Source organism: Okeania sp. SIO3B5 (assembly GCF_010692555.1).
Lineage (GTDB): Bacteria > Cyanobacteriota > Cyanobacteriia > Cyanobacteriales > Microcoleaceae > Okeania.
Window position 1 is genome coordinate 19,175 of sequence record NZ_JAAHHG010000030.1, and the last position, 25,937, is coordinate 45,111.

The following is a 25,937-nucleotide window of genomic DNA, read 5'->3' on the forward strand; positions in this document are numbered from 1 at the left end:
TGATAGCATTTCTCATAAAAATGAGGTACATTTACGATCCCCCTAAATCCCCCTTAAAAAGGGGGACTTTGACTTGCCCTTAAAAAGGTGGACTTTGAAACCTTACTTTAAGCAGTTCCCTCTTTATTAAGGGGGGTTAGGGGGGATATAACACTGTATCTCACCAATTTGATAAACGCTATATAAATGCTTTTTCAAGTATCCATTTATTCAAACTGTAATTAATCGTAATCAAATTCCCTTAATTATTTATGATGTTGAAAAGGAGGCGATATCTCAATGGATAAATTAGATTTATATCGTCAATTAATTCAGGAATTACTAACAGCAAGGGCTAAGTTACGTTCTCCTAATGACCCCATCAAAAGTCAAACTGTTTTTGACCACGAAGGAGACCATTATCAAATGGTAAATTTAGGGTGGAGAAATAACAATACCAGAATTTATGGTTGTTCTATTCATGTCGATATTATTGATGGAAAAATCTGGGTGCAACATGATGGGACTGAAGAAGCGATCGCTGACCAATTAATAGAAAAAGGAGTTCCGGCACAAGATATTGTTTTGGCCTATCATCCACCTAATTTGAGGAAATATACAGAATTTGCCGAAAATTAACTATCATTGTCATATTTGACAATAACTGAAAATGGAACTATGTATCTATACTTTAGGGCTAATATCAAATCTCATTAATTAGCCATAATAAATTAGCTATCTTTAGTCATCTTTAGATGACTTCTGCTTTGAGCCAAGAAATTTATTTCTTGGCGGATGATATGGCTCGCCAAAGATTGAAATCCTTGGCTAATAGTTTAAGTCATCTTAAGATGACTCTTGAGGAGTATGCCATCTTTTTCATCTTTTTATAATTTGACTTTTGAATTGAAAGTTTTGAACCTATCAAATCTTACTTTTAACTTTTAACTTAATAATGACTTTTGACTCGAAAGATGATATGGCTCGCCAAGGATTTCAATCCTTGGCTAATAGTTTAAGTCATCTTAAGATGACTCTTGAGGAGTATGCCATCTTTTTCATCTTTTTATAATTTGACTTTTGAATTGAAAGTTTTGAACCTATCAAATCTTACTTTTAACTTTTAACTTAATAATAACTTTTGACTCGAAAGATGATATGGCTCGCCAAGGATTGAAATCCTTGGCTAATAGTTTAAGTCATCTTCAGATGACTCTTGAGGAGTATGACATCTTTTTCATCTTTTGATAATTTGACTTTTGAATTGAAAATTTTGAACCTATCAAATCTTACTTTTGACTTTTAACTTAATAATGACTTTTGACTTGAAAGATGATATGGCTCGCCAAGGATTTCAATCCTTGGCTAATAGTTTAAGTCATCTTCAGATGACTCTTGAGGAGTATGCCATCTTTTTCATCTTTTGAATTGAAAGTCTTGAACCCATCAAATCTTACTTTTGACTTAAAATGACTTTTGACTTTTGACTTGAGTAATGGCTCTCCAATTCCCAGAAGGAATAAAACTCGCCCAATAATAAGGATGACTATAGTCTCTCTCCGTTTCCCCTCTCAACATCTCCAATTGAGTCTTTCTTAACGCTTCCGTTCGCCCCATATTCTGCTTCAACAACCGCCCATAATACTTCACCATTAACTCCTTAGTAGCCTCATCATCAACCTTCCATAAACTAATCAACTGACTCTGTGAACCAGCGATCGCAAATGCTCGTCGTAGTCCATAAATTCCCTCTCCTGGACTTATTCCCCCCAACCCCGTGTCACAAGCGGATAATACCACCAGCTCTGTGCCAGACAAATTTAATCCTGTGGCTTCCAAAGCTGTCAATAAACCATTATCCCCTCCTATTTTCTCCTGCTTAAACCCTGCGAGAACTAACCCTGAACGTAGTAGGGAATTACTGTCTACAGTGGGAGGATCATCACGAGTTTTAGTTGTTTCAAAGAAACCATGAGTGGCAATGTGCAAAATGAAAGGACTTTCAACTTGTTTGACTGCTTCTTCTGTAGCTGCGGTTCCTAGTAAAGGTTCAACCTCAAGCAACTCACCAATAGCTTTGACTTCCTCCTCCGTTCCTGGTAATTTTCCTAATATCCATTCGGAGACATCGAAGTCGCCCCTAATAGTCACATCACCCTTGTCGCTGAAATTTGGATTACCTAATAATACTGATTTTTTTGAGCGCTTCTCAGAGGTAGAGGTAAACCGGAGTAAGTCTCGTCCGGAGCTAAGGTAGGTGAAGCGATAGTTTTCTATTAAGTAGCGGTTATTCTCATCCACCAAAGCTTCAAAGGGAATTAAGTTGAGATTACTATCAGGAGAAATCAGAATTTGTTGCGTTGAGCCAAGTAGTTGACGTACAGGCTGCATGAGCTTTTGGTCAAGTTCTCTGGCTGCATCCTTAAGCTGTTGTTGGGGAGTGCCTTTGTCTCGTAGAGAAAGCCGGAACAGTTCCATGGTTGATTCAATTTCTGCAACTGTTCCCAGATCGATGCCTTGAGGTTCTCCTTCAGAAGTCAGAACGTAAACCCCATAGCGTGGTTCACCCCATTTTCTCGTCTTGGGATCATAAGGCTCATACTGCACAAACTCCACCAAAGCAGCATTGACAGGAATCAACGGCTGAATATCTTCTATAGTAACAGGTTGAGTCGCTTCCCAAAACTCGTTATGGCGACGACCTATTTTGTCTTCTAGGTTTTTTGCCTGTTGTTGTAAATCGGCAAACCGCTCGCGATAGTCTTCTGGAGAGAGATTCTTTGGTTGGTTATAGAGCAGAGTGGAAAGTAGACTATAAATAGTATTGAGCTTTTCCAGCCATTCTTGTCCTTGAGAGTCAAGCTGTTGTCGCAGCAGTTGTTGGTTGATGGTGAGAAAGTCGAGCAGGCGACCTTTACGACGCAGGATGGTGGTGAAAGCCAGAGCAGCAGCAGTAGGATTATCTGGTGCCGTTTGCAGATGGAGAGAAATGACTCCATCTTTGGCTTCTGAGATAGTTTTGAGATAGTCCTGTTTCTGAGACTCAGAGCCAGCCACCAAGTTGCGAGTTAGGTTTTTTTCTTGAACTTCCAAACCGCGTTCAAGGAATTGCAGTGCTAAAGCCATGTTATCTTGAGATGAGTAAAGTGCTGCCAAATTGTTGAGGCTAGTGGCGACATCAGGATGTTCAGCTCCCAGCAGTTTCTTTCTCGTCTCTAATGCTTGCTGGTACAATAGTTCTGCTTCTGTATACTGACCTTGAGAATAGTAAAGTACTGCCAAATTGTTGAGGCTAGTGGCGACATCAGGATGTTCATCTCCCAGCAGTTTCTTTCTCATCTTTAATGCTTCTTTATACAATGGTTCCGCTTCTGTATACCGATCTTGAGAATAGTAAAGTGCTGCCAAGTTGTTGAGGCTGGAGGCAACATCAGGATGTTCATCTCCCAGCAGTTTCTTTCTCATCTTTAATGCTTCTTTATACAATAGTTTCGCTTCTATATACCGATCTTGATAATGGTAGAGTGTTGCCAAATCATTTAGGCTGGAGGCAACATCAAGATGTTCAGTTCCCAGCAGTTTCTTTCTCATCCATAATGCTTGTTTATAGAATGGTTCTGCTTCTGCATACCGACCTTGAGAATAGTAAAGTGCTGCCAAATTGTTGAGGCTTTGAGCGACATCAGGATGTTTCGTTCCCAGCAGTTTCTTTCTCATCCATAATGCTTGTTTATAGAATGGTTCTGCTTCTGTATACCGACCTTGAGAATAGTAAAGTGCTGCTAAATTGTTGAAACTGTAGATGACCAATGAATGTTTACCTTCCCGCTGTGCCGCTCGTAATGCTCGTTTAAACAATTGTTCTGCTTCTGTATACCGACCTTGAAAATAGTGAAGTAAAGCCGAATCGTTGAGGCTGGTGGCGACAAATGGATATCGTGCATAACCGAGCGAACCCAACTGTTCCTTCTCTAATATCATCTTTAATGCTAGTTGGTACAAGGATAAAGCTTTTGTATACCTTCCTTGAGATGAGTAAAGCGCTGCCAAATTCTTGAGGCTTTCAGCGACATCAGGATGTTTCGTTCCCAGGAGCTTCTGTCTCATCTCTAATGCTTGTTTGAACAATGGTTCCGCTTCTGTATATCTTCCTTGAGATTTGTAAAGTTCTGCCAAATTGTTGAGGCTGGTGGCAACACCAAGATGTTCATCTCCCAATACCCCCTTCCTAATTGCCAAAGACTGCTCTAACAAGGGAACTGCTTCATCATACTTACCTTGTTTATATAGCTCAATACCTCGCTGATTAAGTTCTGTGGCTTCAGCTAGAGACAGCTCTTTATCTGAAGCTTCTCGCCAACTCAGTTTGTAACTTCCTTGTTCACCTTTTTCATAAGTATTGACAATGACTGTATAAGTTCCTGTGGTGGGTAGAGTTATTGTAATCTTGGCATTGCTACCTTCTCCCCCGTCATCGTTTTTAGCAATTCCCTTTGAATTTGGGTCAAATAAGACTAAGTAAGCATCAAATTCAGAGCTACTCAGCTCAATAGTAATTGCTTCACCCGCTCTCCCTGCAAAAGTGTGCTGCTGAAAGTAACTCCCATCTTTTTCTAACTGCTGACTATTTTGATTGAGAGTCCCATTAATTATCAGCTCTTGAGTAGCTTCCGGTGTCGATCGCTGTTGTGAGGGGACAGAAGTCTGTGCTATTCCTGGCAGCATAACAGCGGCTTCCAGGGTGTTGATGAGAACAATGACAGCTAGGGAAGTTTTGGCCAAGTGAGTTGTGCTGAGTATTCTGGGAAACATAATTATTAAATTCAAAATTCAAAAGTCAAAAGTCAAAAGTAAGATTTTATAAGCTCAAATTTTAAAGTCAAAAGTCAGAAGTTAAAAGTTAAAAGTAAGATTTTATAAACTCAAAACATATTTTTAAGTTAAAAGGGTGTTGCTGAATTGAAGTATGAATGTGCGATTGTTTGGTTCTGGTAAAGCCCCCTAAATCCACCAATTTTGGGAGACTTTTAGAGTTTTATTCCCCCCAATTTTGGGGGGCTAGGGGGGCAAAATCATACCCAGAATCACCAACGCCGTTAAAAGTTAGTTTGCTTACTTAGTCTAGTTATCATAACAAATTTTCTAATGAGGTTTGAAATGTCTCGGTTGAGGTTTTGAACCTCTAAAATCTTGCTTTTTACTTTTGACTTTTAACTTTTCAAAGGTTCTTGGTCAAAATTATTCAGGGCAAACAGAATGGTCTCTATCAAACCAAACTATATAGTAAACCGCATCTACCCGAAATCCAAAAATTCGCTTTTTTTCATCTATTCTCATTTCTGATAATTTAATATCCTCCGGTATATTTTCTGGTAAAGATGGATGATTACTAATTAATTTATAACCTGTGCCAACTGATAAACCAGGTTTTTTAGAACCATGAGTTTTTATCTGCGCCCAGGTATATTTTTCTATTTTCTTTAACCCTTGAATTAAGTCATTAATTTCTGATGAATTCCAATTAGACAAAACCCAACGATTTTTATCTGTGTATTTCAACAATGAATAATGAATAATGAATAATTACCTATCTTTGAAAAGAATAGGATTGACTAATAATGAATTTTTTTCTTTATTATACCCTTAAAATGGGAGGCTTTAAACCACAATTTTTCGGTAAATCTAAAGCTAGGATTTTGATAACTGATAACTGATAACTGATAACTGATAACTGATAACTGATAACTGATAACTGAATTAAGCCTCCACCATTTGAGAATAGAAAGCTTTCATATCCTCTTGAGAAATAATATTATTCGATGGTTGAGCAGGTTCTAAATCTTTTCTAGCATTTAGCCAAGGAGTTTCAGAATGCGTTAATTCCTGTAAGTATCTAGCACTTAATTCTCCATAAGTATTCCATACTTCCTCAAGAACTTCTATTTCATCTTTTGCCAATTCTATTTCTAACTTTTCTGGTGGTGGAATATCCCGATAATGGTAAGGTTTATATTCATTCCAAACATCACGAATAATAGGCCCAGAAACCCAAGCTTCAATATCTTGAAAAAACAGAGGTTGATTTCTAAATACTAAACTCCAAGCTTGTGCATAATATACAATTTTTTGTAGCTTTAGAGGAGAGATTGTATCCCCTGCTTCTCTGTCAACACGGCATAAAAAATACTGAGCTATATCAATAGCATTTTTCATAAGTTTTGTTCTCCTGAATCTTCAAAAATTATATAAATTTTTAATCCTTGGAAGTTTATTAAATACTTTCCAAAATTTAGAGGTAGTTTGAGAGTTCATCAGAAGTTTAAAGGTTTAGTTTTACCTTGTTTAAACTCGGCATTGGCGACAGCCGACTTCGCTTCCTTGGCAAGTTGAGCAAGTTTATCTTGAGAATTAGCAAAATTTTCTGCCCATCTTTTCTCATCTTCTATTTCTGCTAGGATGAGATAAGCTATGGCTTCTTGTTGGCTTTCTGGTAGTTGAGAGAGTTTGCTTAGTGCTTTTTGTAAAACCTCAGTCATAGTTTTTTTGGTAATTATTTCTTATTAGTTTAGCGACAAAACAAAAATGATACAAGACCAAATCAAAGCTTAGGACTGGACTCTCCATCTGTGTATCCGTGCCATAATCTCTGTGAGCAGTCATAGTTTTTTTGCTGATTATTTCTTATTAGTTTAACGGAGAAACAAATTTCATCCTACAATGCTATGGCCCGACGCTCAACTATTTCTAACTCTTCTGGTGTCATATTAATTTTATTGGCAATGTCTAAAGCTTGTTCTATTTCTGCAACTACTCCCAAACTCTCTGGAATATCATTCAGTTGAGCAGCTTCTTTAAGAAAGAAAATCCACTTCTCTGTCAAAGTTTCTAACTCGGCCAAAGTTTTTTTAAACTTAGGTAACTCCACAAATATTAGCCGCAATTCTACATCGGGATATTTCCAGTTTTTATCTTCATGTTTAAACACAAAAGAATTAATTACATCTACTACTTTTTTGTCTTTAAAGAAAATAAAATCTGTAATCGTTAGTACTATTGCCGGATGTAGTAGAAGGAAATCGTCTTCTGTTTTTAACTGGTTGCCATAACCTTTGACAAAGTTGTACATTACTCCCTTGCTAAAAGCAGTCATCCCTGCAAATTCTATTTCAATAACCACAACCGAACTATCAAATAAGACAGCTGTTATATTTAAAGAAGTGTCTTTTAAGTTAATTGCTTTACCGAGATTAAAGGGGTTAATAATTGTTAAAGATTCAATTGTTTTTTCTCCACCATAAATTATGGCATTTAGGAAACTAATTAAAATCTCTGTGCTTTCCTCGGAACCCAATATTTTTTTAAAAGCATAATCTACTTTGGGACTAACAAAATCCATAGTGATTTTTTCTTTAACTGGGCTTTTGAATTATTAAAAATATTATAGCAATTTACAAAAAGCGTGAGGTACAAAATTCGTATTTATACTTGACAATAATAATAGTTTATGGTAGAAAATAATTATTATAAAATCAACAACTAATGTATCTATGAAACCAGAAATTATAGTTGATGTTACCACAGATAGACAGTTAAAAATTCCTGCAGAAATTCAACAGCAACTTACTCCAGGCGATCGCTTTAAAGAAGTCAAAAGTCAGAAGTCAGAAGTTAGAAGTTAACCCACCCCTGCCCCTCCCAGGAGGGAGGGCTGTTTCATTCTCAATAGACACGGGGACGCGGAGACACGGAGACACGGGGATAGAGGCTTTTAAGAGGCGTTAAACTAAATATTTTCTCAGAGCTTAACGACGCTTATTGGCTGAAAAATAGGCAAATTTTGGTATATTTCACTATTCCACTATCCTCTCATCTTCTTTTCTCCCTAAATCGTTAATATACTATACTTTGAAACAGCCCTGGGAGCCAGGAGGGGAAATAGGGGATTTGAGCAAGACTCCAAAAATTATTTCGCCTTAAAAGGCGGGGTTGCACGACCAAATTATTTTGATAAAATTACAATGACAGAAGATAGCTTAGTTTTTCAGAAGGTTAAAAAAGGTTTTGACTGGGAAGAATGGGAACGACGAGTCGAAGCAGCTAACCCCGATCCCAATCAATTAACAACAGAAGAAATTTGCGAAATTGTCCGGGAAGTACGTTATCAAAAATATTCTTCTATGGTATTGTCTTAATTGTTATTATAGAAAATTTCATATAAAATGACTGATAGGGAGGAAAACATAGAATTTCCTTTACGCCCTTTAATTTGGATGGGAAACTCTCGTAAAAATATCCGTGACTTTCCAACCGAAGTTCGTTTATCAGTAGGTTATGCGTTGCAATTAGTGCAAGCTGGAGAAACACCTCTAGAAGCTAAACTTTTCAAGGGAGTTGGAAGTGGAGTTTATGAAATTGTTAAACGTTATGATACTGATACTTATAGAGCTGTTTATGCTGTAAAAATTGGAGAAACTATTTATGTACTTCATGCTTTTCAAAAGAAATCAAAGACAGGAATTAAAACCTCACAGTCTGACATTGACTTGATTAAAAAACGCTATCAAGATGCAGTAATAAAGGAGAAACAAAAATGATACAAGAGCAAATTTTTGAAGAAAGTAGTGGTAATGTATTTGCCGATCTTGGTTTGGATGATGCAGACGAACTTTTTACACGAGGAAAAATAGGTATTCAGGTAATACGTTTGTTGAAGCAACGCCATCTTAAACAGGATGAAATTAGTGAAATTCTAGGTATTTCTCAATCAGAAGTATCTCATTTAATGAATGGAGAATTTCAAAGTTTTAGTGAATGGAAACTACTTAATTTTCTTAAACAACTTGATATAGAAATCACCGAATAATGAATAATGAATAATGAATAATGAATAATTAAGAGTTGATAGTTAATAATTATTCATTCAACAATTCACGCCTTGAAGCCTCCCCTTTTCAAGGGGATAAAACCAAAAAAAAATCCTTTTAGTCAATCCTATCCGTTTTAAGAAGAGGTAATTATTAATTATTAATTGTTAATTGTTAATTGCTGAATTTACTTCTTCATTCTCATAATGGAGAAAATCAAGATATTGATACAGCGATCGCTCTTTGATATTTGACAATTTGGATAGCCTACTAGACTCTTAATCCGTGCATCCGTGCCATAATCCGTGTGAGCCGACATTTAATGAATGGAGAATTTCAAAGTTTTAGTGAAGGGAAACTACTTAATTTTCTTAAACAACTTGATATAGAAATCACCGAATAATGAATAATGAATAATGAATAATGAATAATTAAGAGTTGATAGTTAATAATTATTCATTCAACAATTCACGCCTTGAAGCCTCCCCTTTTCAAGGGGATAAAACCAAAAAAAAATCCTTTTAGTCAATCCTATCCGTTTTAAGAAGAGGTAATTATTAATTATTAATTGTTAATTGTTAATTGCTGAATTTACTTCTTCATTCTCATAATGGAGAAAATCAAGATATTCAGGACTTACGCATGGACGCTATTGGTAGGGTGTGTTAGCGCTAGCGTAACTGAGCATCACTCTATATATAGTACCTTTGCGTAAGTCCTGATATTGATACAGCGATCGCTCTTTGATACTTGACAATTTGGATAGCCTACTAGACTCTTAATCCGTGCATCCGTGCCATAATCAGTGTGAGCGGACGTTGTATTACTGCTATACCTTGGGTTTGGAGACCAAACCCCTACAGTTTTATCCCTGTTCCCTATTCCCTGCTATACTATAAAATAATTTAAACAGAAGCGACTGTTGCCATGGATTCATCACATTTGGAAACGGCTGTGAATACCTATAAACAAGTCCTCCAGGAACTTAAGGCTTCTCAACCCCCCAAACCGGAACAAGTCTTAGCAGTATTAAATGCTAGGGATGTTGTCCAAACAGCCTGGAATCAGTCCACCTCCATTTCTGCCAACTCTCAACAACAACTGCTTCAATTAGACAATTTGTTGAGAGAACAAGCTCATCGAATTACTCAGACTAAAGGAGTCAATCTCTCCCAATATCGTAGTAGCTTTTCTCCTCCTGAAAAAGCTTGGTGGTGGAGATTAGAGACAGAAGTTCCTCCCCATTTTTGGGACCGTTTGGATTGGTTGTGGCGTGGTTTAACCGTTGCAGGTTGGACAGCAAACTTGGGGTTACTGATGGATATTGTGCCTCGGTTTATTGGGGCAGGAACAGGACTCCTGGGAACAATTGCAGTTGCTTTCCCTAGCCTGATCGCCCTATTACAAGCCAAAAGTGAACTTACTCAAACTGGCAAAGAAGGATTTAATCGCTTACTGAAACGACTGCGAATTCCGGAACATTTCCATGAAGAAGCCAGACTTGGCTCAACAACAATGCTCCTTTTGCTTCTAGTTGCTTTGCGAGCGAATTTTCCTGCTTTTTCTGATTTTTACAACAGAAAGGGATTGGAAAAATATCAAAAGGGTGAGTTTGCTGGAGCTGAGTCAGCCTATCAACAAGCATTAGCAATTGATCCTGATAATTTCAAAGCCAATTATAACTTAGGAGTATTGTACGAAGATTTACAACAGTTTGACAAAGCCAAAACTCAGTATCAGTTGGCAGTCAAAGCAAACTTTATCAAAGCTCAAAATAACCAAGCTCGTCTTCATATTCTGGAAGGTAAACCAGACCTAGCTATTCCTCTTTTGTGGAGTGGGTTAGGTAATTTGGGGAATGAGGATAATCCTTCACTTAGAGTCACATACAGTTTGTACAAAAATTTAGGATGGGCTTTCTGGAAAGAGGAAGCAACCGAACAAGCTGAGGAATTTCTCAGACTAGCAATTCAGATCGGGGAATCTGAAAATATTCAAAATCGAGGTTCCGCCCATTGTTTGCTGGCACAATTACTTGAAGGACAGCAAGAAAAACAAGCAGAAGCAGTTGAACAATGGCAGCAATGCTGTAAATTTGGTTCTGTCTCTAATCCAGATGAAACTCAATGGCTGATTTCAGCCCATAAAAAATTAAAGGAGGAAGGGAAATCATGCGATGGGGAAATTTCAAATTTATAATTCCATTCTTAACCGGGGTGACTATAGTAAATGTTCTAGCCAAACCATTAAGTTCAGTTATTCCCGGCTTTAACTTACTCATAAGTTTCAGCCCACCAGGGCAGGTCAAACTTAAACGTGAGCAGTGGCAAACATATCAGCCGACAACAGTAGGAACTCGTCTGAGAGATGCCGATCGCTTATTCTTGCCAAAGGGAGCTAAAGCTAAAGTAATATGTCAGAATTTAGTTATGTGGAAAGTTCCTGCTGGCAAGGAATCTATTGTTCGTGAAGGGTGTCCCTCTGTTAGTAACCCTAGACTGATTGATCAAGGAGAAGATACCGCACCTACCCGAAATCCCAACACCCCCAGTATTCCCTATCTCATCAGTCCCAGGGAGACAAAATTGCTACCTACTGAGTCCGTAACTTTTCACTGGCACCAGGTTGAGGGAGCTAAAAATTATCGCGTGAGTTTACGGGGGCCGGGTGTTAATTGGAACGACAAAACAAAGGAAAACCAAGTAGTTTATGCAGCAGAGCAACCCTTGAAACCAGGAACTCGTTATTGGTTCACCGTGGAAACGGATACGGGTGCAACTTCAACTAGAGAGGGAATTATTGGATTTAGTACCGTTTCAGAGAAAGAAGTGCAAGAGATATTGGGTGCAGTTGAAGAAGTCAAGCAGAAGCAACTAAGTCGGGAAGCTGAAGCACTCGCTCTAGCACGTTTGTATCAAAGTAATGAAGTTTATAATGAAGCGATCGCCCTGCTGAAAAGTGCAATTAAGGATGGTGTTGAATCTACAGCTATCCATCAACTCTTAGGAAAAGTTTATCAACAAATTGGATTGAATAGATTAGCCAGAGAACACTATCTCAAAGCTTTGGAACTAGCGAAAGCTGAGGAAAATTTAGAGGGTTTGGCAATGACTCAGGGAGGGTTAGCTATTACCAATGGAATTGTAGGAAATGAGGATGAAGCTCGCAACTATTTCAAAAATGCCAAAGCTACCTATCAAGAACTAGGGGATGAAGAAGCAATTCGTAATCTAGAAAAAGTTTTAACCGAAATTTTGGGCGTAAATCAAGGAAGTCAAAAGTCAAAAGTCAAAAGTTAAAAGTAAGATTTTAAGGAAGTCAAAAGTTAAAAGTTAAAAGTAAGATTTTAAGGAAGTCAAAAGTCAAAAGTCAAAAGTAAGATTTTATATTAGGTCTCGTTAAATTAGCCATAATAATCAGCTACCTTTAGTCATCTAAAGATGACTTCTGCTGTGAGCCAAGAAATTTATTTCTTGGCGGATGAGTTTGTGTTCTATAAATCTGAAAAGCATTGTATAGCGTTGGCGATTCTAGGTACTTCAATCTCCCCTACTCCCCTGCTCCCCTGCTCCCCTACTCCCCTACTCCCCTGCTCCCCTACTCCCCTGCTCCCCTACTCCCTACTCCCTACTCCCTACTCCCTAAAAATCAAATTAATTCACTGCAAATTCTGTGTGAGGACGTACTTCTGGCGGATGAAAACCCAGAACAATTTGACTTTTTGGAATACCTGCATTAACTAAATCACGAGCAATACCATCCTCCAAACCATCTTCGTGAATCCATATTTTATCGCCAACAATTTCTAAATGCACAATACAACCATGTAACCTCCGCCTATTTTCCCATCCCCAAGTCATAAATAGATAATGTAACTTATCCTCACTCACAATTAAATGACGCTTAACTTCTCCATAGCGATAAGGAAGGTCTGCATATTCTTTTAAAATCGGATAAATAATTTGATAATATTTAGTTATTGAATCCATTGTAAAATCGCCTCCTCTATTTCATCAAAAACTAATAAATTTACAAGATTTTGTTTTAATAAAATCTTACCAATAGGTTGTTCAAAAATATCCTCATAAGCAGGTTGTTTAATTGCTAAATACAATATTCTTGCTTCCCGCTTTTCTCTTAAAATTTCTCTATACAAAATATATTGACCAAGGGCTTTTTCTAAATCATTAATGCGAGACATACCAATAAAGCTTTTAACTTCTACAGCAATTTTTTGGTTACTTTTCTCTGCTGCAATTAACTTTTCTGCCCCCAAATCTACAAATAAATCTTTTTTGCCAATAGACAAAATTAAAGGATCGTCTGTAATATTCCAACCATCCTTAATTAAGGCATTTTTTACTGTATCGTGATATAAGTCTTTAGCTGGCATCAATCTTTTGGATTAACTTTACAGAGTTGATAAAAATCTTCTTTTGTTAATGTAATTAATGGTTTTAAATCTAAAATAGTTCTCACCATAAATAGTTCTCATCATAAATTGTTATCAAAATAATGGGGTCTAAAACCCCGCCTTTTAAGGCGAAATATTTTTGGAGCCTTACTGACTGATAACTGATAACTGATTAAGCAACACCATAACCTGTATAAGGACGCTTATAAGGTGGATGTAGCCCTAATACAATATCCTCACTGACTGATAACTGATAACTGATTAAGCAACACCATAACCTGTATAAGGACGCTTATAAGGTGGATGTAGCCCTAATACAATATCCTCTTTATCAACGCCCATTTCTATTAATTCTTGACCAACATCACTCTCAGTTGCATTTTGCTGAAGCCAAATTTTCCCATCTTTAATATCAAAATGTAAAACGGTATAGTAAATTCGTTCTAAATCTTTCCAACCTACTCGCATAAACTGATAATGATTTCGTATTGGGTCAAAAAATAGTTGATTTTCTACCTCTTTATTTTCAGTTTGAAATTGAGCATACTTTTCTAACAAAATTTCAATGCAGGAACGATAACTTTCTAACTTATCCATTGAATAATTTCCTCCGTTTCGGGTTTGTAAATAATAAGTTTAAGTTGATAACGCTTAATTACCACCTGAGCTAAACGACTCTGAAAGAAAGTTTGATAAGCTTCAACAGGAACTGCTAGATAAAGCAACCTTTCTGGATCATTCACTTCTAGCATAATGCGGTAGTTCAAAAACTGGCCTAAAGCAGTATGAAAACTACTGATAGCAGATATACTGACAAAGTTCTTAATTTCCACAGCAATTTTTTCGTTGCCTCTATTAGCAGCAATTAATCTTTCCGCACCTAAATCAATCTTAACTAGAACTTCTTCCCATTCTAATTCTAGTGGATCTTTGGTAATAATCCATTGGTCTTTCTCTAAAGCTCGTTTTACGGCTTCATGGAAAATATCTTTTGCTGCCATTTTTTCTATTTTTAATTCAAAAGCCAATTTGCGCAATAAATAGGAGTTGATCGACAAGTTTCTTAATACTTATTTTACCGAAAAATTGTGGTTTAAAGCCTCCCCTTTTAAGGGGATAATAAAGAAAAATTTTCATTATTAGTCGATCCTATCCGCTTTCAAGGAGAGGTAATTATTAATTATTCATTATTAATTATTAATTGTTGAACAACAGTCTCTAATTTGATTATTATCAAAATACATCTTTTGCCCGTCGCCTATTGCCAGTTGCTTCATAACACTTTTCCACAAAATTTAAGTAACTATTTTGAAACACTTCTGGAGAAAATTTATAGGCGTGCTTTCTGATAATTTCTGCCTGAAAATATGCCTGAAAATTTTCAAATTTTTCTACTGCTTCTATTAATGCTTGTTCTGTCTGTTCAGAAAACAATAAACCCGTTGCTGAATCTGGATATTTTCTCATATCTAAAACTGTTTCAGTCGCTCCACCAACCCCATAAGCAATAACAGGTGTTCCGCAAGCTTGTGCCTCTACTAAAGCCATGCCAAAATCTTCACAAGCAGCATAAATAAAACCTTTTGCTTCTGACATATATTTAGTAACTACATCTTCAGGTTGCCAACCCATAATTTTCACATTAGGTTTAGCAATATGACGTAATTTATTGAATTCATCACCCGTACCAATAACTATTAACTCTCGCCCCAACTGATTAAAAGCTTTGACAATTAAAGATATTTTTTTGTAGCTCACTAATCTACAAACAGTAAGATAAAAATTTTGTTTCTGAGATTTAAAAGGAAATTTTTCCACATTTACTGGCGGATAAATTACCTCAGCTTCACGTCGATAACAACGCCAAATTCTGCGGGCGGTATGTTGAGAATTAGCAATAAAATAATCTACTCGGTTAGCAGAAATTACATCCCATTCCCTGAGTCTATGTAAAAGATATCTGGTAAAAATACCAGGAATACCTTTACCTAATTTACTACTATTTAGATAGTCAAAAGTTAAATCCCAAGCATAACGCATAGGAGTATGACAATAACAAATATGCAGTTGATAGGGTGTAGTAATAACAGCTTTAGCAACTGCATGAGAAGAAGATAAAATTACATCATATTCTCGTAAGTCTAATTGTTCAATTGCTATTGGTAATAAAGGTAAATATTTTTGTACTCCGTTACGAGCTAAAGGCAAATGTTGTAAAAATGTTTTGCCTATTTTACGTTGATAAAGATAACTTTCAGGATTCCTTGACTCGAAATCAATTAAAGCATATAAATCTGCATTAATATGTTGAAGAATTTCTTTGACAACCAGTTCTGAACCACCAGTTGCTTTAGGCGTTAACCATTCGTGAACAAGAGCATATTTTATTTCCACAGTAGATTTTTAAGTATTTCAGGATTGAACAATTGTAGGAATAGGGAATAGGGAGTAGGGAGTAGGGAGTAGGGAAGATAAGGAATTAAGATAGGGAACAAGCAAAAAATATTTATCCAGTTAACTATACAACATTAATCTGGAATTTACTGTTAACAATTAGGGAATAGGGAATAGGAAGCAGGTAAGATGAGGAGCAGGATAAGGAACAAGCAAAAAATATTTACCCCGTTAACTATACAACATTAATCTAGAATTTACTGTACAATTTTTTAGGTTATTTTCTTCTTCCTTCTTCCTTTTCTTTCTCTCCTGACTCCTGACTCCTCCGTAGTTATTTATAAGTATTTAACCAGACATGATATTACTTCTTCCTTCTTCCTTCTTCCTTCTTCCTTCTTAATTAGAAGCTAATTTATCTGCCCAACGAGTTGTTTCAGGCAACCGATATTTAGTAGTACATTTCAAAACATAATTTATAGCAGTTGTTAAGCTAATTCTATGACCAGTTGAAACATAAATTGGCTTAACTCCAGCACGAGTTCTAACAATAGCACCAATAACTTCTCCTTCATCTATTATTGGTTGCCAATTACCCCTTTCTAAACCAACAGAATCATGCTTACCAATATAGTGAGATTTAGCTACACCAATACTAGGGATATTAACTAAAACTCCCAAATGACAAGCTATACCAAATCGACGAGGATGAATCAATCCTTGACCATCACAAAGTAATAATTCAGGAGTAATATTTAGCTTTTCTAAAGCATCTAAAATAGCAGGTATCTCTCGAAAAGATAATAATCCAGGAACATAAGAAAAAGAAGTAGGACGTTTAACTATAGACTGTTCTAATAATTCTAATTTTGGAAAACTTAAAACTGCTACTGCTGCTTGAGTAATCTGATCTGAATCACTATAACCAACATCAATACCAGCTACATATTTAATAGTTCCAAATTGGTCTTCAGTTATTACTTGATGACGGAGTTTTTGTTGCAGAGCGATCGCTGTTTCTACATCAGTAGGAAAAGAAAACTTTTGGTCTATTTTCATAATATATAGAGCTTGATAATTGAGCTACAGCAATTTCCAAAGTTATGAGGTACAGTTGACAGGGTAAATATTTTTTACTTGTTTCCTATCCTGCTCCTTATATTACTGAATAATTAAGGTTTAAAGCCTCTCCTTTAAAGGAGAAACAAGAAAAATTTTTCCTTTTAGTCAATCCTATCCACTTTCAAGGAGAGGTAATTATTAATTATTAATTATTAATTATTAATTATTAATTTTTAAACTACTCCCTAATTATGATTTACTATCTTTTCTTCCTAATTCATAAACAGCACAAGTTACACAAACAATCATCCCAATACTAATTGACCAACTTTTATCTAAACCAATTTCTACACCCCAATTGCATAAACTTCCTACAATTAAAAAAGGTACAATACTAAAAATAGATGCATAAAAAGCATTCTGAGACTCTCTAGCTTTACGGGTCTTTTCAAATTCCTTCTCGGATGTATACAATGCTCTTTCTGCAAAATTAAACCAACGGTTAAGTTGTAATGTCACCCATTCACTTAGAGGGGAAAAACCCCAATATAAGGCCAAAGACCAGAGAGATGCACCTGCGATCGCTGTGGCATCTATGGCCAATCTAAAGGGAAAAATTTCTTCTAGTATCATTTTTTAAAATCTTATATTTTATTTTTCGTCAAAATATTAAATTCCTGAATTATAACAGACTTCAGTGATGATTATATTTTAAGCATTCAATTAAACATAAACATGAAATTAGATAACATGAAATTAGATAATTGGTAAGCATTTCCTGCGGAATGCTGCGCAAACAGCCATCAGCTATCAGCTATCAGCTATTGCTTTCAGTTTAGAATAAAAGCTTTATTAATTGTCTTACTACAAAAATTGGCTTCCTTGTCCTTAAAGTCAGTTGTTAATTTAAACACTATCCTATATGAGAGAGTCTTGTTGCTGAAGTCCGCAGTTCTGACTCAGGAGGCTAGCTGACAGCAAGCTAGCTGTTTGCGCAGCATGACCTAGGAAATGCTTACGATAATTGATATTATCTGTTGTTGCTAAATCGGAAAAATAACTTAAATTAGGATTATACCTAGAACAATTTAATATAATTGTAAAACAAACAGAATAATAGTTGGTTATCAGCTTTAATATTGTCCAATTTAGCGATGAAAAAATAACTAGACGGGTAAAATGTAGCTCTGGATTATATCTTAATCTTAAAAATGCTTAAGAAGACAAATATCGGGTAAAACATGATGTCTAAATATCTCATAATTAATACTGAATAAACTTAAATAAATAGCAAAAGCATAATTAACACATCCAGAAAAATATGTATAAATAGTATTTAGAATTATAGAATAATGTAATGACAAATTATGATTTTGAATCGGAATATAATCTCAAACTCATTTTTGCAGGAATTGCATCTAAAATCGGCGAAGAACTTTTTCAGGCTTGTGCTCAATACCTGGCTCAAGTTTTGCAAATAAAATATGGATTTGTTGGAGAATTTATAGATAGTACTCGACCACAAATTAAGGTATTAGCTTTTTGGTCAGGAGACAAGTTTATACCTAATTTTAAATACGATATAGAAGGAACTCCTTGTAGTACTGTTTATGAAACAGGTCTACAAATTTATCCCCATTCAATTCAAGAACTATTCCCAGAAGATCAAGATTTATTAACTTTGGAAGCTGAAAGTTATTTAGGGATTTCTATTGTAGATAGTCATGGAAACAATGTTGGTCATGTTGGAGGTTTAGATACTAAACCTTTAAAACACAATTATGAACAACAAACATCTATCTTAAAAGTAATTGCTACTCGCTCTGCAGCTGAAATTGAGCATCAATTATCTAAAAAAGCCTTAAAAAAGCAAAATATTTACTTACAAAGAACTCTTAAAAAGTTGAAAAAGACTCAAGCTCAACTCATTCAGGCGGAAAAAATGTCTAGTTTGGGAGAAATGGTGGCTGGAATTGCTCATGAGATTAATAATCCTGTCACCTTTATTTTGGGTAATTTAAATCACATTAATAACTATACTAAAGATTTATTAGATTTAGTTCATCTTTTGCATAAAAATTCTTCAAATTTACCCGATGAAATTGCAGAAAAAATTGAAGAAATTGAATTGGATTATATTGAAGAAGACTTACCAAAATTATTAGATTCAATGGGAGGAGGAGCAAATCGCATTAGTAAAATTGTTAAATCATTGCAAGTTTTCTCCAGCTTGGATAAAACAAAAATAATGTCTGTAGATATTCATGTAATTATTGACAGTATCTTACTAATTCTTCAACCCCGTTTACAAAATCCATTGTTTCATATTAAAGTCATTCAAGATTATGGCGAACTGCCTCTAGTTAACTGTTTTCCTAACGCATTAAAGCAAGCAATAATGAATATTGTTAACAATGCCATTGATGCACTAGAAATAAAATTTTATAAGAATAAATATGGAGTAGAACAACCACAAATTTTTATCAGAACAGAAAAATTAGAAAATGATTGGTTGGGGATTTATATTTCTGATAATGGCTTGGGTATAACAGAAGAAAATTACTCTAAAATATTCGACCCCTTTTTTACAACCAAACCAGTCAGTCAAGGCACAGGTTTAGGACTATCAATCAGTTATCAAATTATTGTTGAACAACATGAAGGCAGAATAAAATGTATTTCTTCTCCTGAAAAAGGAGCGGAATTTGTGATTGAAATACCAACTTGACATTTTTTGAGAAGGAAGAGGAAAGAAGGAAGAAGGAAGAAGGAAGAAGGAAGAAGGAAGAAGGAAGAAGGAAGAAGAAAAAATCTTCTGTTGCCTAAGTAATTCCTCTTTTGATAGAAACTACTGGAAATGGTTGGGTAGTAAATTGCTCAGAACTCTAAATTTACTCAGCAAAAATGGTGAGAATTTTCTATAAAAGTACCTGGTTTTCAGCTCTTCACGCTCAAAAAGGAGTGTATTTTAGGCTCATAGTTGGTAAACATTCAGCTATTAGCTTTCAGCTAGAAAAATTAAGGGACAATTCTTGCTCCTACCTCTTCGCTCATTCTCCTGTCTCCTGTCTCCTGTTTCCTACCCCAGCAAAAAGCCTTTATTCAGCAAACTCTACATATATAGCACTATAGTTTCAAAAAGCTTTCTTTCAGGGACAGGGCTTGAAACCCAAATTTTCAGTAAACTAATTTTTGACTGATGGCAATATGGTTAAATTATGATACAATTCCTCAGAATCTTCAGATGTATCAAATCATCCCTGGTCACAAGAAATTGAGGAGTGAATAAAAACCATGTCAAATCCAATCCCTCTTGGTTTGCCTTTGGTATCTAATCCTATAAAGCAGTATTTTAATAAATCAAAAAAAATTTTACTATTACTAGGAATCATCGGAGTTGGCTTCACCACCACAGGACTCAAACAAGAATTAGTCACAGCTCAAGAACCCGCAATTAATAATCAACAAATAGCCTACGTCAATAACTGGCAAAATGCTTCCTTCCCAGTCGAAAACTTTCAAGGATATACATCCCCTTTTGGCCCGAGAGGAGGAGGATTTCATTATGGGTTAGACCTAGCAGCACCCCGGGGAAGCTATATCCGAAATTGGTGGGCAGGTAAAGTTGTAGAAGTTTGGGAAGATAGACGATGTGGGACTGGCATTGTAATTAAGTCAGGCTATTGGGAACACGTTTACTGCCATGTTCAAGGAGGCGTAGAAACTCGTGGCGGACGTCGTTATCTAGTAGATCGTGATGGTGGAATTATGCTACTTCAAGGTCAAGTTCTACCTGCCGGGACTCGAATAGCGAGAGTGGGAATGACTGGTCGAACCAGTGGCCCCCATCTTCATTGGGGCTTAAAATATGGGGGTCGTTGGGTAGACCCCGGTTTAATTTTACGAGAGATGTATGCTCAACAAACCACTCAAAATCTATAGCGCTACGGGCAAGTTAGAAGTCAAAAGTCAAAAGTTAAAAGTTAAAAGTTAAAAGTCATCTCTGATATCATGTCCGCTTGAATACTTATTCTTTAGTGGAAGGAAGGCAGAGGGCAGAAGGCAAAAGGAAGAAGGCAGAAGGGTTTCTTGCAATTGTAATTTAGAAGATGTGGTTTATCAATTTGAAAAGCGCTGTAGTATTTATTAGTATTTATCAAAACGTTAGCAGAAGACCCGCACCATAATATGCAGATTTGGTGTCGGGATGAATGCTAACAAATTTTTGTGCTATAATAACATAAAAGATGCCATGCTGTAAATATTTAGTGTCAAAAAAAAAGGTCGAAAAAATTGAAAGCCAGATATAAATATCGCATCTACCCTAATCATGTCCAAATTCAGAAGTTAAGTCAATTATTTGGATGTTGTAGATATGTTTGGAATCAATCATTAGCACATTGTAATCAACTGTATGCCGATGGTATTAAAAAGCCTTCATATACTGATTTAACTAAACAATTCATAACACAAGCTAAAAGAGAGTTGCTTTGGTTAAAAGAGGTAGCCTCTACTCCATTACAACAATCATTAAAAGACTTAGACCAAGCATATAAAAACTTTTTTAATAGTTGTACTGGTAAAAGGAAAGGAATTAAGGTTAAACCTCCTAAATTTAAAAGTAGAAAGTCAAGACAAACAGCAAGATTTGTAGGAGTTAACTATCAGATTAACCGAGATAAAATCTATCTACCAAAAGTAGGTAAGATTAAAATATTCTGGTCAAGACCATTAGCTAGTCAGCCTACATCTGTAACTATTATTAGAGATTCAGCTCATAGATATTTTGCTAGTTTTGTAGTAGAAACTAATGCGGAATTTCTGCCAAAAACTGATAATTATATTGGGATTGATTTAGGAATTTCTACTTTTGCAACTTTGAGCAATGGTGAAAAATACGAAGCTCCTAAACCACTCAAACAAAACCTTAAGAAATTAGCTAAGTTTCAACGTAAATTGGTTAAGACTCAACCAGGCAGTAAACGTCGTGAAAGACGTAGACTTAAAGTAGCTAAACTTCATGGCAAAATCAAAGACATGAGAACAGATTTTCTACACAAATTGTCTACTAATTTAGTAAGAAAATACGACACCATTGTTTTGGAAGATTTGAACGTCTCAGGCATGGTTTCCTACGGAATGCTTCGCAAACGTAATCCTAAACTTGCTAAGGCTATATCTGATTTAGGATGGCGACAATTCCGAACTTTAACTGAGGCCAAATGTGAGAAATATGGGAGAGAATTTAGAGTCATAAACAGATGGGAACCCACGAGTCAAAAGTGTAGTTGTTGTGGGTTTAAAGGAGGCAAGAAAGAATTAAATGTCAGGGAATGGACTTGTATCAGTTGTGGCACATTTCACGATAGAGATGTGAATGCTGCTGTAAACATTCTTAATACATTAACAGCTCAAACAGTAGTGATGTCTCGCGAGGCGTCACTACAACCGATAACCAAAGTTAAAAAAGCTGTTGAACTTGAGAATCCTGTACAACTATCACTTTTCAATGAAGTCGCCGAGGGTCAACGGTCGATTATTTATCGGACACGGAGCAGCCGTAAGACTCGCCGTAAAAAGCAAGCAAGCAGCAATGATGTGTCAACCCGCCCTGAATCTTTCAAGCAGCGAGCGTCTGTTTGATTGATGGATGGGAATCCCGCGTTGTCTCGTAGAGCAACGTCGGGAGGATGTCAAACAGGAAAATATTTTCCCACTGTTCCCTGTTCCCTGTTCCCTATTCCCTGCTTATAGATTAAACTTCAACTTTTCTTTTCTAAACCAATAGAAAGTTTCTGTTTCTCAGGTAATGTCGTGTATTCCGAAACAATTCTCCGGAACTCTTCACCCTCAATAGTTTCCTTTTCTATTAAAAGGTCTACCAACCTATCCACAACTACACGATTTTCTCTAATGATTCGGCGAGCTTCCTCATAACAATGAACAGCCATTGCTCGAACTTGATGGTCAATCTTAGTCGCAACTTCCTCAGAATATTCTGACTGTGACTGCCAACCTCGACCCAAAAAGACTTCCTCACTAGGATTCTCCAAAGCAATTGGCCCTAAATCCGACATTCCATAACGAGTAACCATTTCACGGGTTAAATTAGCCACACTCCTAATATCGTTAGCAGCTCCTACCGTTACCTCCGCAGGGCCAAAAATTTCTTCCTCCGCAGCACGCCCACCTAGAGAAATTGTAATTCTGTCTATTAACCAAGAACGGGTATATAACCCACTGTCAACCATTCCCTCATCCATAATTGGTTGAGCAAAACCACCTACTCCTCCAGAACGAGGAATAATACTTACTTTATTGAGAGGATCGGAATTTTTGAGCAAAGTCATTAACAAAGCGTGTCCGATTTCATGGTACGCAATTAACCGTTTTTTCTTACTATCCAATAATGGAGTTAAACTCAAACCGATGGTTACTCGATCAATAGCGTCATCAATTTCCGAGGGTGTAATTGCTTCCTTACGTCTTCTAGCAGTCAGAATAGCTGCTTCGTTCAGCATATTGGCTAAGTCTGCTCCCGAAAAACCTGGTGTCCGTCGAGCGATCGCCTCTAAGGAAATCTCTGAAGTTAGTTTTTTATTCCGAGCATGGACTTCTAAAATTCCTAAGCGTCCATTATAAGTAGGCAAGTCCACAGTTACTTGTCTATCAAACCTACCAGGACGTAATAATGCAGCATCCAAGACATCAGGGCGGTTAGTTGCAGCGATAATAATGATGCCTGTATTGCCTTCAAACCCATCCATCTCTGTCAGTAACTGGTTTAGGGTTTGTTCTCGTTCATCATTACCCCCACCAATACCAGCTCCTCGTTGTCTACCCACCGCATCTATTTCATCTATAAATATGATGCAAGGAGCATTTTCTTTGGCTTTGCGAAATAAGTCCCTGACGCGAGAAGCTCCCACACCCACGAACATTTCCACAAATTCTGAGCCAGAGATACTGAAAAAAGGAACTCCTGCTTCTCCAGCGATCGCCTTTGCTAATAGAGTTTTACCTGTTCCCGGAGGTCCTACCAAAAGTACTCCTTTAGGAATTTTTGCCCCAATAGCTGTAAATTTTTCTGGCTTTTTGAGGAAACTGACTACTTCCTGAAGTTCTTCTTTTGCTTCTTCAATACCTGCCACATCATCAAATAATACCCCTGTTTTGGCCTCCATCTGAAAACGTGCCCTGGACTTGCCAAAGTTTAAAGCATTTCCCTGTGATTGACTAGAACGACGCAGAATACTTAGCAGTATAATGATAACGACAAAGACTATTAGTACATTAAAAATAATGCCCATAGCTACGCTATTATCGCCAGAGCGCTTTAGTTCAAAGTCAATTTTTTGAGCGCGAACTAGATCCAGTAGTTCTGGATTATACTCAAAAATCTTGACGGTATACATAGATTCATTACTCTTTTGTCCTTTCAGGCTAACTTTAGCTTCTCCTCGAGAGGGATAAGCATCTATTTCTGTAACTTCTCCAGCCTTGATTTTTTCTAGTAGCTGAGTGTAGGTGAGAGAGTTTTGATTATTAGCTTTATTAGCAAAAGCTGGAGTTCCTAGTAACGCACCTTGAGTAATTATCCCAGTGGCTAAAATTCTCCATATAAGTTTTCTAGATTTTTGAAAAAGAATAGTTTTGGTATTTTGGGTATTAGCTTTAGGGTTGCGTGGTGATGGGTGATGGTTGTTAATTTTATTTTGCCCATCTGTTTCTATTTGTTTCCAGAAATTTTTCATTAGTACTCTTGAGTCGTTGCCTTTTCTCTATATTAAGCGTGTATATCTATCTATATTAATAACCTATTTCATAGGTGAAGCTAATTCTTTGTCGTCAGAGAATATTCATAATAAATAGGGTTTGCGCTCAAAAGTATGAGTGGTGAAGGCAGGAGCCAGAATCCAGCAATCCTCCAATTCAGGAGGAATAGGAATTATAGAACAAGTAGTCAAAATATCATCCCTTTCCTATATCTTGCCCAAAATCCTAACTTTTTGACCATGAATAGCTGAAAACCAAGGTATTTCAGACCTAAAAAGGCTAAAACCTTTATCTGTAAAATTTTTCAGGTTTAATCAGCAAGCCCTAAATACATTAATTGTGCAAATCTCCCCATCTCCCCATCTCCCCATCCCCCCATCAATTTTTCTCTAATGACAATAAATTGACCCTGCCTCCTGGGTTATGCTTTACTCACATCTTTCTTAACATAAAGCTTGACAAAATATACGAGTTATGTATAAGCCTTGGTTCTGCTTTTTCGGGAGAAAAAATGTATGGAAAAATACTTTTTTTTTTGACAACTTCAGTAGTTTTACTTAGCTACTATGATTTTTTCTCCTTTCTCCCCTGCTCCCCACAAGGGTTTCAAGACTTATGGGTAAGGAATAGCCTCCTGGGAGGGGTTAGGTGTGAGTCCCCTACTGCTGAAAAAGATTTTTTCAGCAAACCCTAAATAGCTCCCATAAGGATTTTATATCTGATACAAGCGATCGCTCTATAGTCTATCAACCAACGCCTGAAACACATTTGTCTTACATTGTATTATTGCGACATACGCAATAAAAGAGAAAGAAGATGTTAACTATAGCAATGTGCGCTGGCATATTTACACATTATTTTTTGTACACCTTTTCGCTTACTGTACTGGATTGTTTCACCTAAAATAGTGCAGAGCGCTTTTTTCGTCACCCCATCCCCCCATCACCCCATCACCCCATCCCCCCATCACCCCATTTTCTAACATCAGGATTTTATATCTGATACAAGCGATCGCTCTATAGTCTATCAACCAACGTCTGAAACACATTTGTCTTACATTGTATTATTGCGACATACGCAATAAAAGAGAAGGAAGATGTTAACTATAGCAATGTGCGCTGGCATATTTACACATTATTTTTTGTACACCTTTTCGCTTACTGTACTGGATTGTTTCACCTAAAATAGTGCAGAGCGCTTTTTTCGTCACCCCATCCCCCCATCACCCCATCACCCCATCCCCCCATCACCCCATTTTCTAACATCAGGATTTTATATCTGATACAAGCGATCGCTCTATAGTCTATCAACCAACGTCTGAAACACATTTGTCTTACATTGTATTATTGCGACATACGCAATAAAAGAGAAGGAAGATGTTAACTATAGCAATGTGCGCTGGCATATTTACACATTATTTTTTGTACACCTTTTCGCTTACTGTACTG

At 36.5% G+C, this 25,937-nt stretch carries 27 protein-coding genes and 1 pseudogene; 13 read left to right on the plus strand and 15 right to left on the minus strand.

The annotated features are described in order from the left end of the window. Positions 1-190 precede the first annotated feature (190 nt). From F6K54_RS06880 to F6K54_RS06895, 4 genes and pseudogenes are all read left to right on the plus strand, one after another. A pseudogene (locus tag F6K54_RS06880) lies at positions 191-292 on the plus strand (fatty-acid oxidation protein subunit alpha); the annotation flags it as partial. Continuing rightward, positions 280-618, plus strand: coding sequence for a XisI protein (locus F6K54_RS06885; protein WP_293075927.1), 339 nt, complete (start codon positions 280-282; stop codon positions 616-618). The pseudogene F6K54_RS06880 and the gene F6K54_RS06885, both read left to right, overlap by 13 nt. Before the next feature lie 116 nt (positions 619-734). Further along, the gene (locus F6K54_RS06890; protein ID WP_293075929.1) at positions 735-872 is read left to right on the plus strand and encodes a hypothetical protein; all 138 of its coding nucleotides are present in this window, start codon (positions 735-737) and stop codon (positions 870-872) included. Between the two features lie 402 nt (positions 873-1,274). Continuing rightward, positions 1,275-1,406 (plus strand): hypothetical protein, encoded by a 132-nt coding sequence (locus tag F6K54_RS06895; protein ID WP_293075931.1) that lies wholly within the window; start codon positions 1,275-1,277, stop codon positions 1,404-1,406. A gap of 37 nt (positions 1,407-1,443) precedes the next feature. Here the strand turns inward: F6K54_RS06895 and F6K54_RS06900 are convergent, their stop codons facing one another. The 5 genes from F6K54_RS06900 to F6K54_RS06920 form a co-directional block, all read right to left on the minus strand. Then, positions 1,444-4,791, minus strand: coding sequence for a tetratricopeptide repeat protein (locus tag F6K54_RS06900; protein ID WP_293075933.1), 3,348 nt, complete (start codon positions 4,789-4,791; stop codon positions 1,444-1,446). Between the two features lie 426 nt (positions 4,792-5,217). Next, the gene (locus F6K54_RS06905; protein WP_293075934.1) at positions 5,218-5,538 is read right to left on the minus strand and encodes a hypothetical protein; all 321 of its coding nucleotides are present in this window, start codon (positions 5,536-5,538) and stop codon (positions 5,218-5,220) included. Between the two features lie 198 nt (positions 5,539-5,736). Beyond that, entirely contained in the window at positions 5,737-6,192 is a 456-nt protein-coding gene (locus tag F6K54_RS06910; RefSeq protein WP_293075935.1) for a Panacea domain-containing protein, read from the minus strand. Between the two features lie 98 nt (positions 6,193-6,290). Further along, positions 6,291-6,515: a hypothetical protein gene (locus F6K54_RS06915; protein WP_293075937.1), complete on the minus strand. Its 225-nt coding sequence runs from the start codon at positions 6,513-6,515 to the stop codon at positions 6,291-6,293. A 176-nt stretch (positions 6,516-6,691) separates the two neighbouring features. Beyond that, positions 6,692-7,375 (minus strand): Rpn family recombination-promoting nuclease/putative transposase, encoded by a 684-nt coding sequence (locus F6K54_RS06920; RefSeq protein WP_293075938.1) that lies wholly within the window; start codon positions 7,373-7,375, stop codon positions 6,692-6,694. 151 nt (positions 7,376-7,526) lie between these two features. Here F6K54_RS06920 and F6K54_RS06925 point away from each other — a divergent pair, with 151 nt between their 5' ends. The 6 genes from F6K54_RS06925 to F6K54_RS06950 all read left to right on the plus strand — a co-directional run bounded on the left by F6K54_RS06925 (position 7,527) and on the right by F6K54_RS06950 (position 12,142). After that, positions 7,527-7,658 (plus strand): hypothetical protein, encoded by a 132-nt coding sequence (locus tag F6K54_RS06925; RefSeq protein WP_293075939.1) that lies wholly within the window; start codon positions 7,527-7,529, stop codon positions 7,656-7,658. A gap of 339 nt (positions 7,659-7,997) precedes the next feature. Then, entirely contained in the window at positions 7,998-8,171 is a 174-nt protein-coding gene (locus tag F6K54_RS06930) for a hypothetical protein (RefSeq protein ID WP_293075941.1), read from the plus strand. Positions 8,172-8,198: 27 nt separating this feature from the next. Beyond that, on the plus strand, positions 8,199-8,573 hold the full coding sequence (locus F6K54_RS06935) for a type II toxin-antitoxin system RelE/ParE family toxin (RefSeq protein WP_293075942.1): 375 nt from the start codon (positions 8,199-8,201) through the stop codon (positions 8,571-8,573). Beyond that, positions 8,570-8,842: a helix-turn-helix domain-containing protein gene (locus F6K54_RS06940; RefSeq protein WP_293075943.1), complete on the plus strand. Its 273-nt coding sequence runs from the start codon at positions 8,570-8,572 to the stop codon at positions 8,840-8,842. The genes F6K54_RS06935 and F6K54_RS06940 overlap by 4 nt, the downstream gene beginning before the upstream one ends. Positions 8,843-9,770: 928 nt before the next feature. Next, on the plus strand, positions 9,771-11,042 hold the full coding sequence (locus F6K54_RS06945; protein ID WP_293075945.1) for a tetratricopeptide repeat protein: 1,272 nt from the start codon (positions 9,771-9,773) through the stop codon (positions 11,040-11,042). 17 nt (positions 11,043-11,059) lie between these two features. Next, a complete protein-coding gene (locus F6K54_RS06950) occupies positions 11,060-12,142 on the plus strand; it encodes a tetratricopeptide repeat protein (protein WP_293075946.1) in 1,083 nt (360 codons plus the stop codon). A 354-nt stretch (positions 12,143-12,496) separates the two neighbouring features. Here F6K54_RS06950 and F6K54_RS06955 read toward each other — a convergent pair whose 3' ends face one another. The 7 genes from F6K54_RS06955 to F6K54_RS06985 form a co-directional block, all read right to left on the minus strand. Further along, complete coding sequence (locus F6K54_RS06955) at positions 12,497-12,832, minus strand: XisI protein (protein ID WP_293075947.1); 336 nt, start codon at positions 12,830-12,832, stop codon at positions 12,497-12,499. Continuing rightward, positions 12,820-13,236, minus strand: coding sequence for an element excision factor XisH family protein (locus F6K54_RS06960; RefSeq protein ID WP_293075948.1), 417 nt, complete (start codon positions 13,234-13,236; stop codon positions 12,820-12,822). Before F6K54_RS06960 ends, F6K54_RS06955 begins: the two co-directional genes overlap by 13 nt. Positions 13,237-13,518: 282 nt before the next feature. Further along, positions 13,519-13,854 carry a XisI protein gene (locus F6K54_RS06965; RefSeq protein ID WP_293075950.1) on the minus strand — a complete coding sequence of 112 codons (336 nt, stop codon included), beginning with the start codon at positions 13,852-13,854 and terminating at the stop codon, positions 13,519-13,521. After that, positions 13,842-14,258 (minus strand): XisH family protein, encoded by a 417-nt coding sequence (locus F6K54_RS06970; protein ID WP_293075951.1) that lies wholly within the window; start codon positions 14,256-14,258, stop codon positions 13,842-13,844. Before F6K54_RS06970 ends, F6K54_RS06965 begins: the two co-directional genes overlap by 13 nt. 232 nt (positions 14,259-14,490) lie before the next feature. Further along, positions 14,491-15,651 (minus strand): glycosyltransferase, encoded by a 1,161-nt coding sequence (locus F6K54_RS06975; RefSeq protein ID WP_293075952.1) that lies wholly within the window; start codon positions 15,649-15,651, stop codon positions 14,491-14,493. A gap of 399 nt (positions 15,652-16,050) precedes the next feature. Next, positions 16,051-16,710 carry a deoxyribonuclease V gene (gene nfi, locus F6K54_RS06980; protein WP_293075953.1) on the minus strand — a complete coding sequence of 220 codons (660 nt, stop codon included), beginning with the start codon at positions 16,708-16,710 and terminating at the stop codon, positions 16,051-16,053. A 252-nt stretch (positions 16,711-16,962) separates the two neighbouring features. Then, complete coding sequence (locus tag F6K54_RS06985) at positions 16,963-17,343, minus strand: hypothetical protein (protein ID WP_293075974.1); 381 nt, start codon at positions 17,341-17,343, stop codon at positions 16,963-16,965. A gap of 727 nt (positions 17,344-18,070) precedes the next feature. Here F6K54_RS06985 and F6K54_RS06990 point away from each other — a divergent pair. The 3 genes from F6K54_RS06990 (at position 18,071) to F6K54_RS07000 (ending at position 22,356) form a co-directional block, all read left to right on the plus strand. After that, positions 18,071-19,441 (plus strand): ATP-binding protein, encoded by a 1,371-nt coding sequence (locus tag F6K54_RS06990; RefSeq protein WP_293075955.1) that lies wholly within the window; start codon positions 18,071-18,073, stop codon positions 19,439-19,441. 566 nt (positions 19,442-20,007) lie between these two features. After that, positions 20,008-20,655 carry a M23 family metallopeptidase gene (locus F6K54_RS06995; RefSeq protein ID WP_293075957.1) on the plus strand — a complete coding sequence of 216 codons (648 nt, stop codon included), beginning with the start codon at positions 20,008-20,010 and terminating at the stop codon, positions 20,653-20,655. A 351-nt stretch (positions 20,656-21,006) separates the two neighbouring features. Then, complete coding sequence (locus F6K54_RS07000) at positions 21,007-22,356, plus strand: RNA-guided endonuclease TnpB family protein (RefSeq protein ID WP_293075958.1); 1,350 nt, start codon at positions 21,007-21,009, stop codon at positions 22,354-22,356. Between the two features lie 119 nt (positions 22,357-22,475). Here F6K54_RS07000 and ftsH read toward each other — a convergent pair whose 3' ends face one another. The 3 genes from ftsH to F6K54_RS07015 form a co-directional block, all read right to left on the minus strand. Continuing rightward, positions 22,476-24,467 (minus strand): ATP-dependent zinc metalloprotease FtsH, encoded by a 1,992-nt coding sequence (gene ftsH / locus F6K54_RS07005; protein WP_293075960.1) that lies wholly within the window; start codon positions 24,465-24,467, stop codon positions 22,476-22,478. A gap of 917 nt (positions 24,468-25,384) precedes the next feature. Further along, a complete protein-coding gene (locus F6K54_RS07010) occupies positions 25,385-25,537 on the minus strand; it encodes a hypothetical protein (protein WP_293075962.1) in 153 nt (50 codons plus the stop codon). A 127-nt stretch (positions 25,538-25,664) separates the two neighbouring features. After that, positions 25,665-25,817 (minus strand): hypothetical protein, encoded by a 153-nt coding sequence (locus tag F6K54_RS07015; RefSeq protein WP_293075962.1) that lies wholly within the window; start codon positions 25,815-25,817, stop codon positions 25,665-25,667. Positions 25,818-25,937 lie beyond the last annotated feature (120 nt).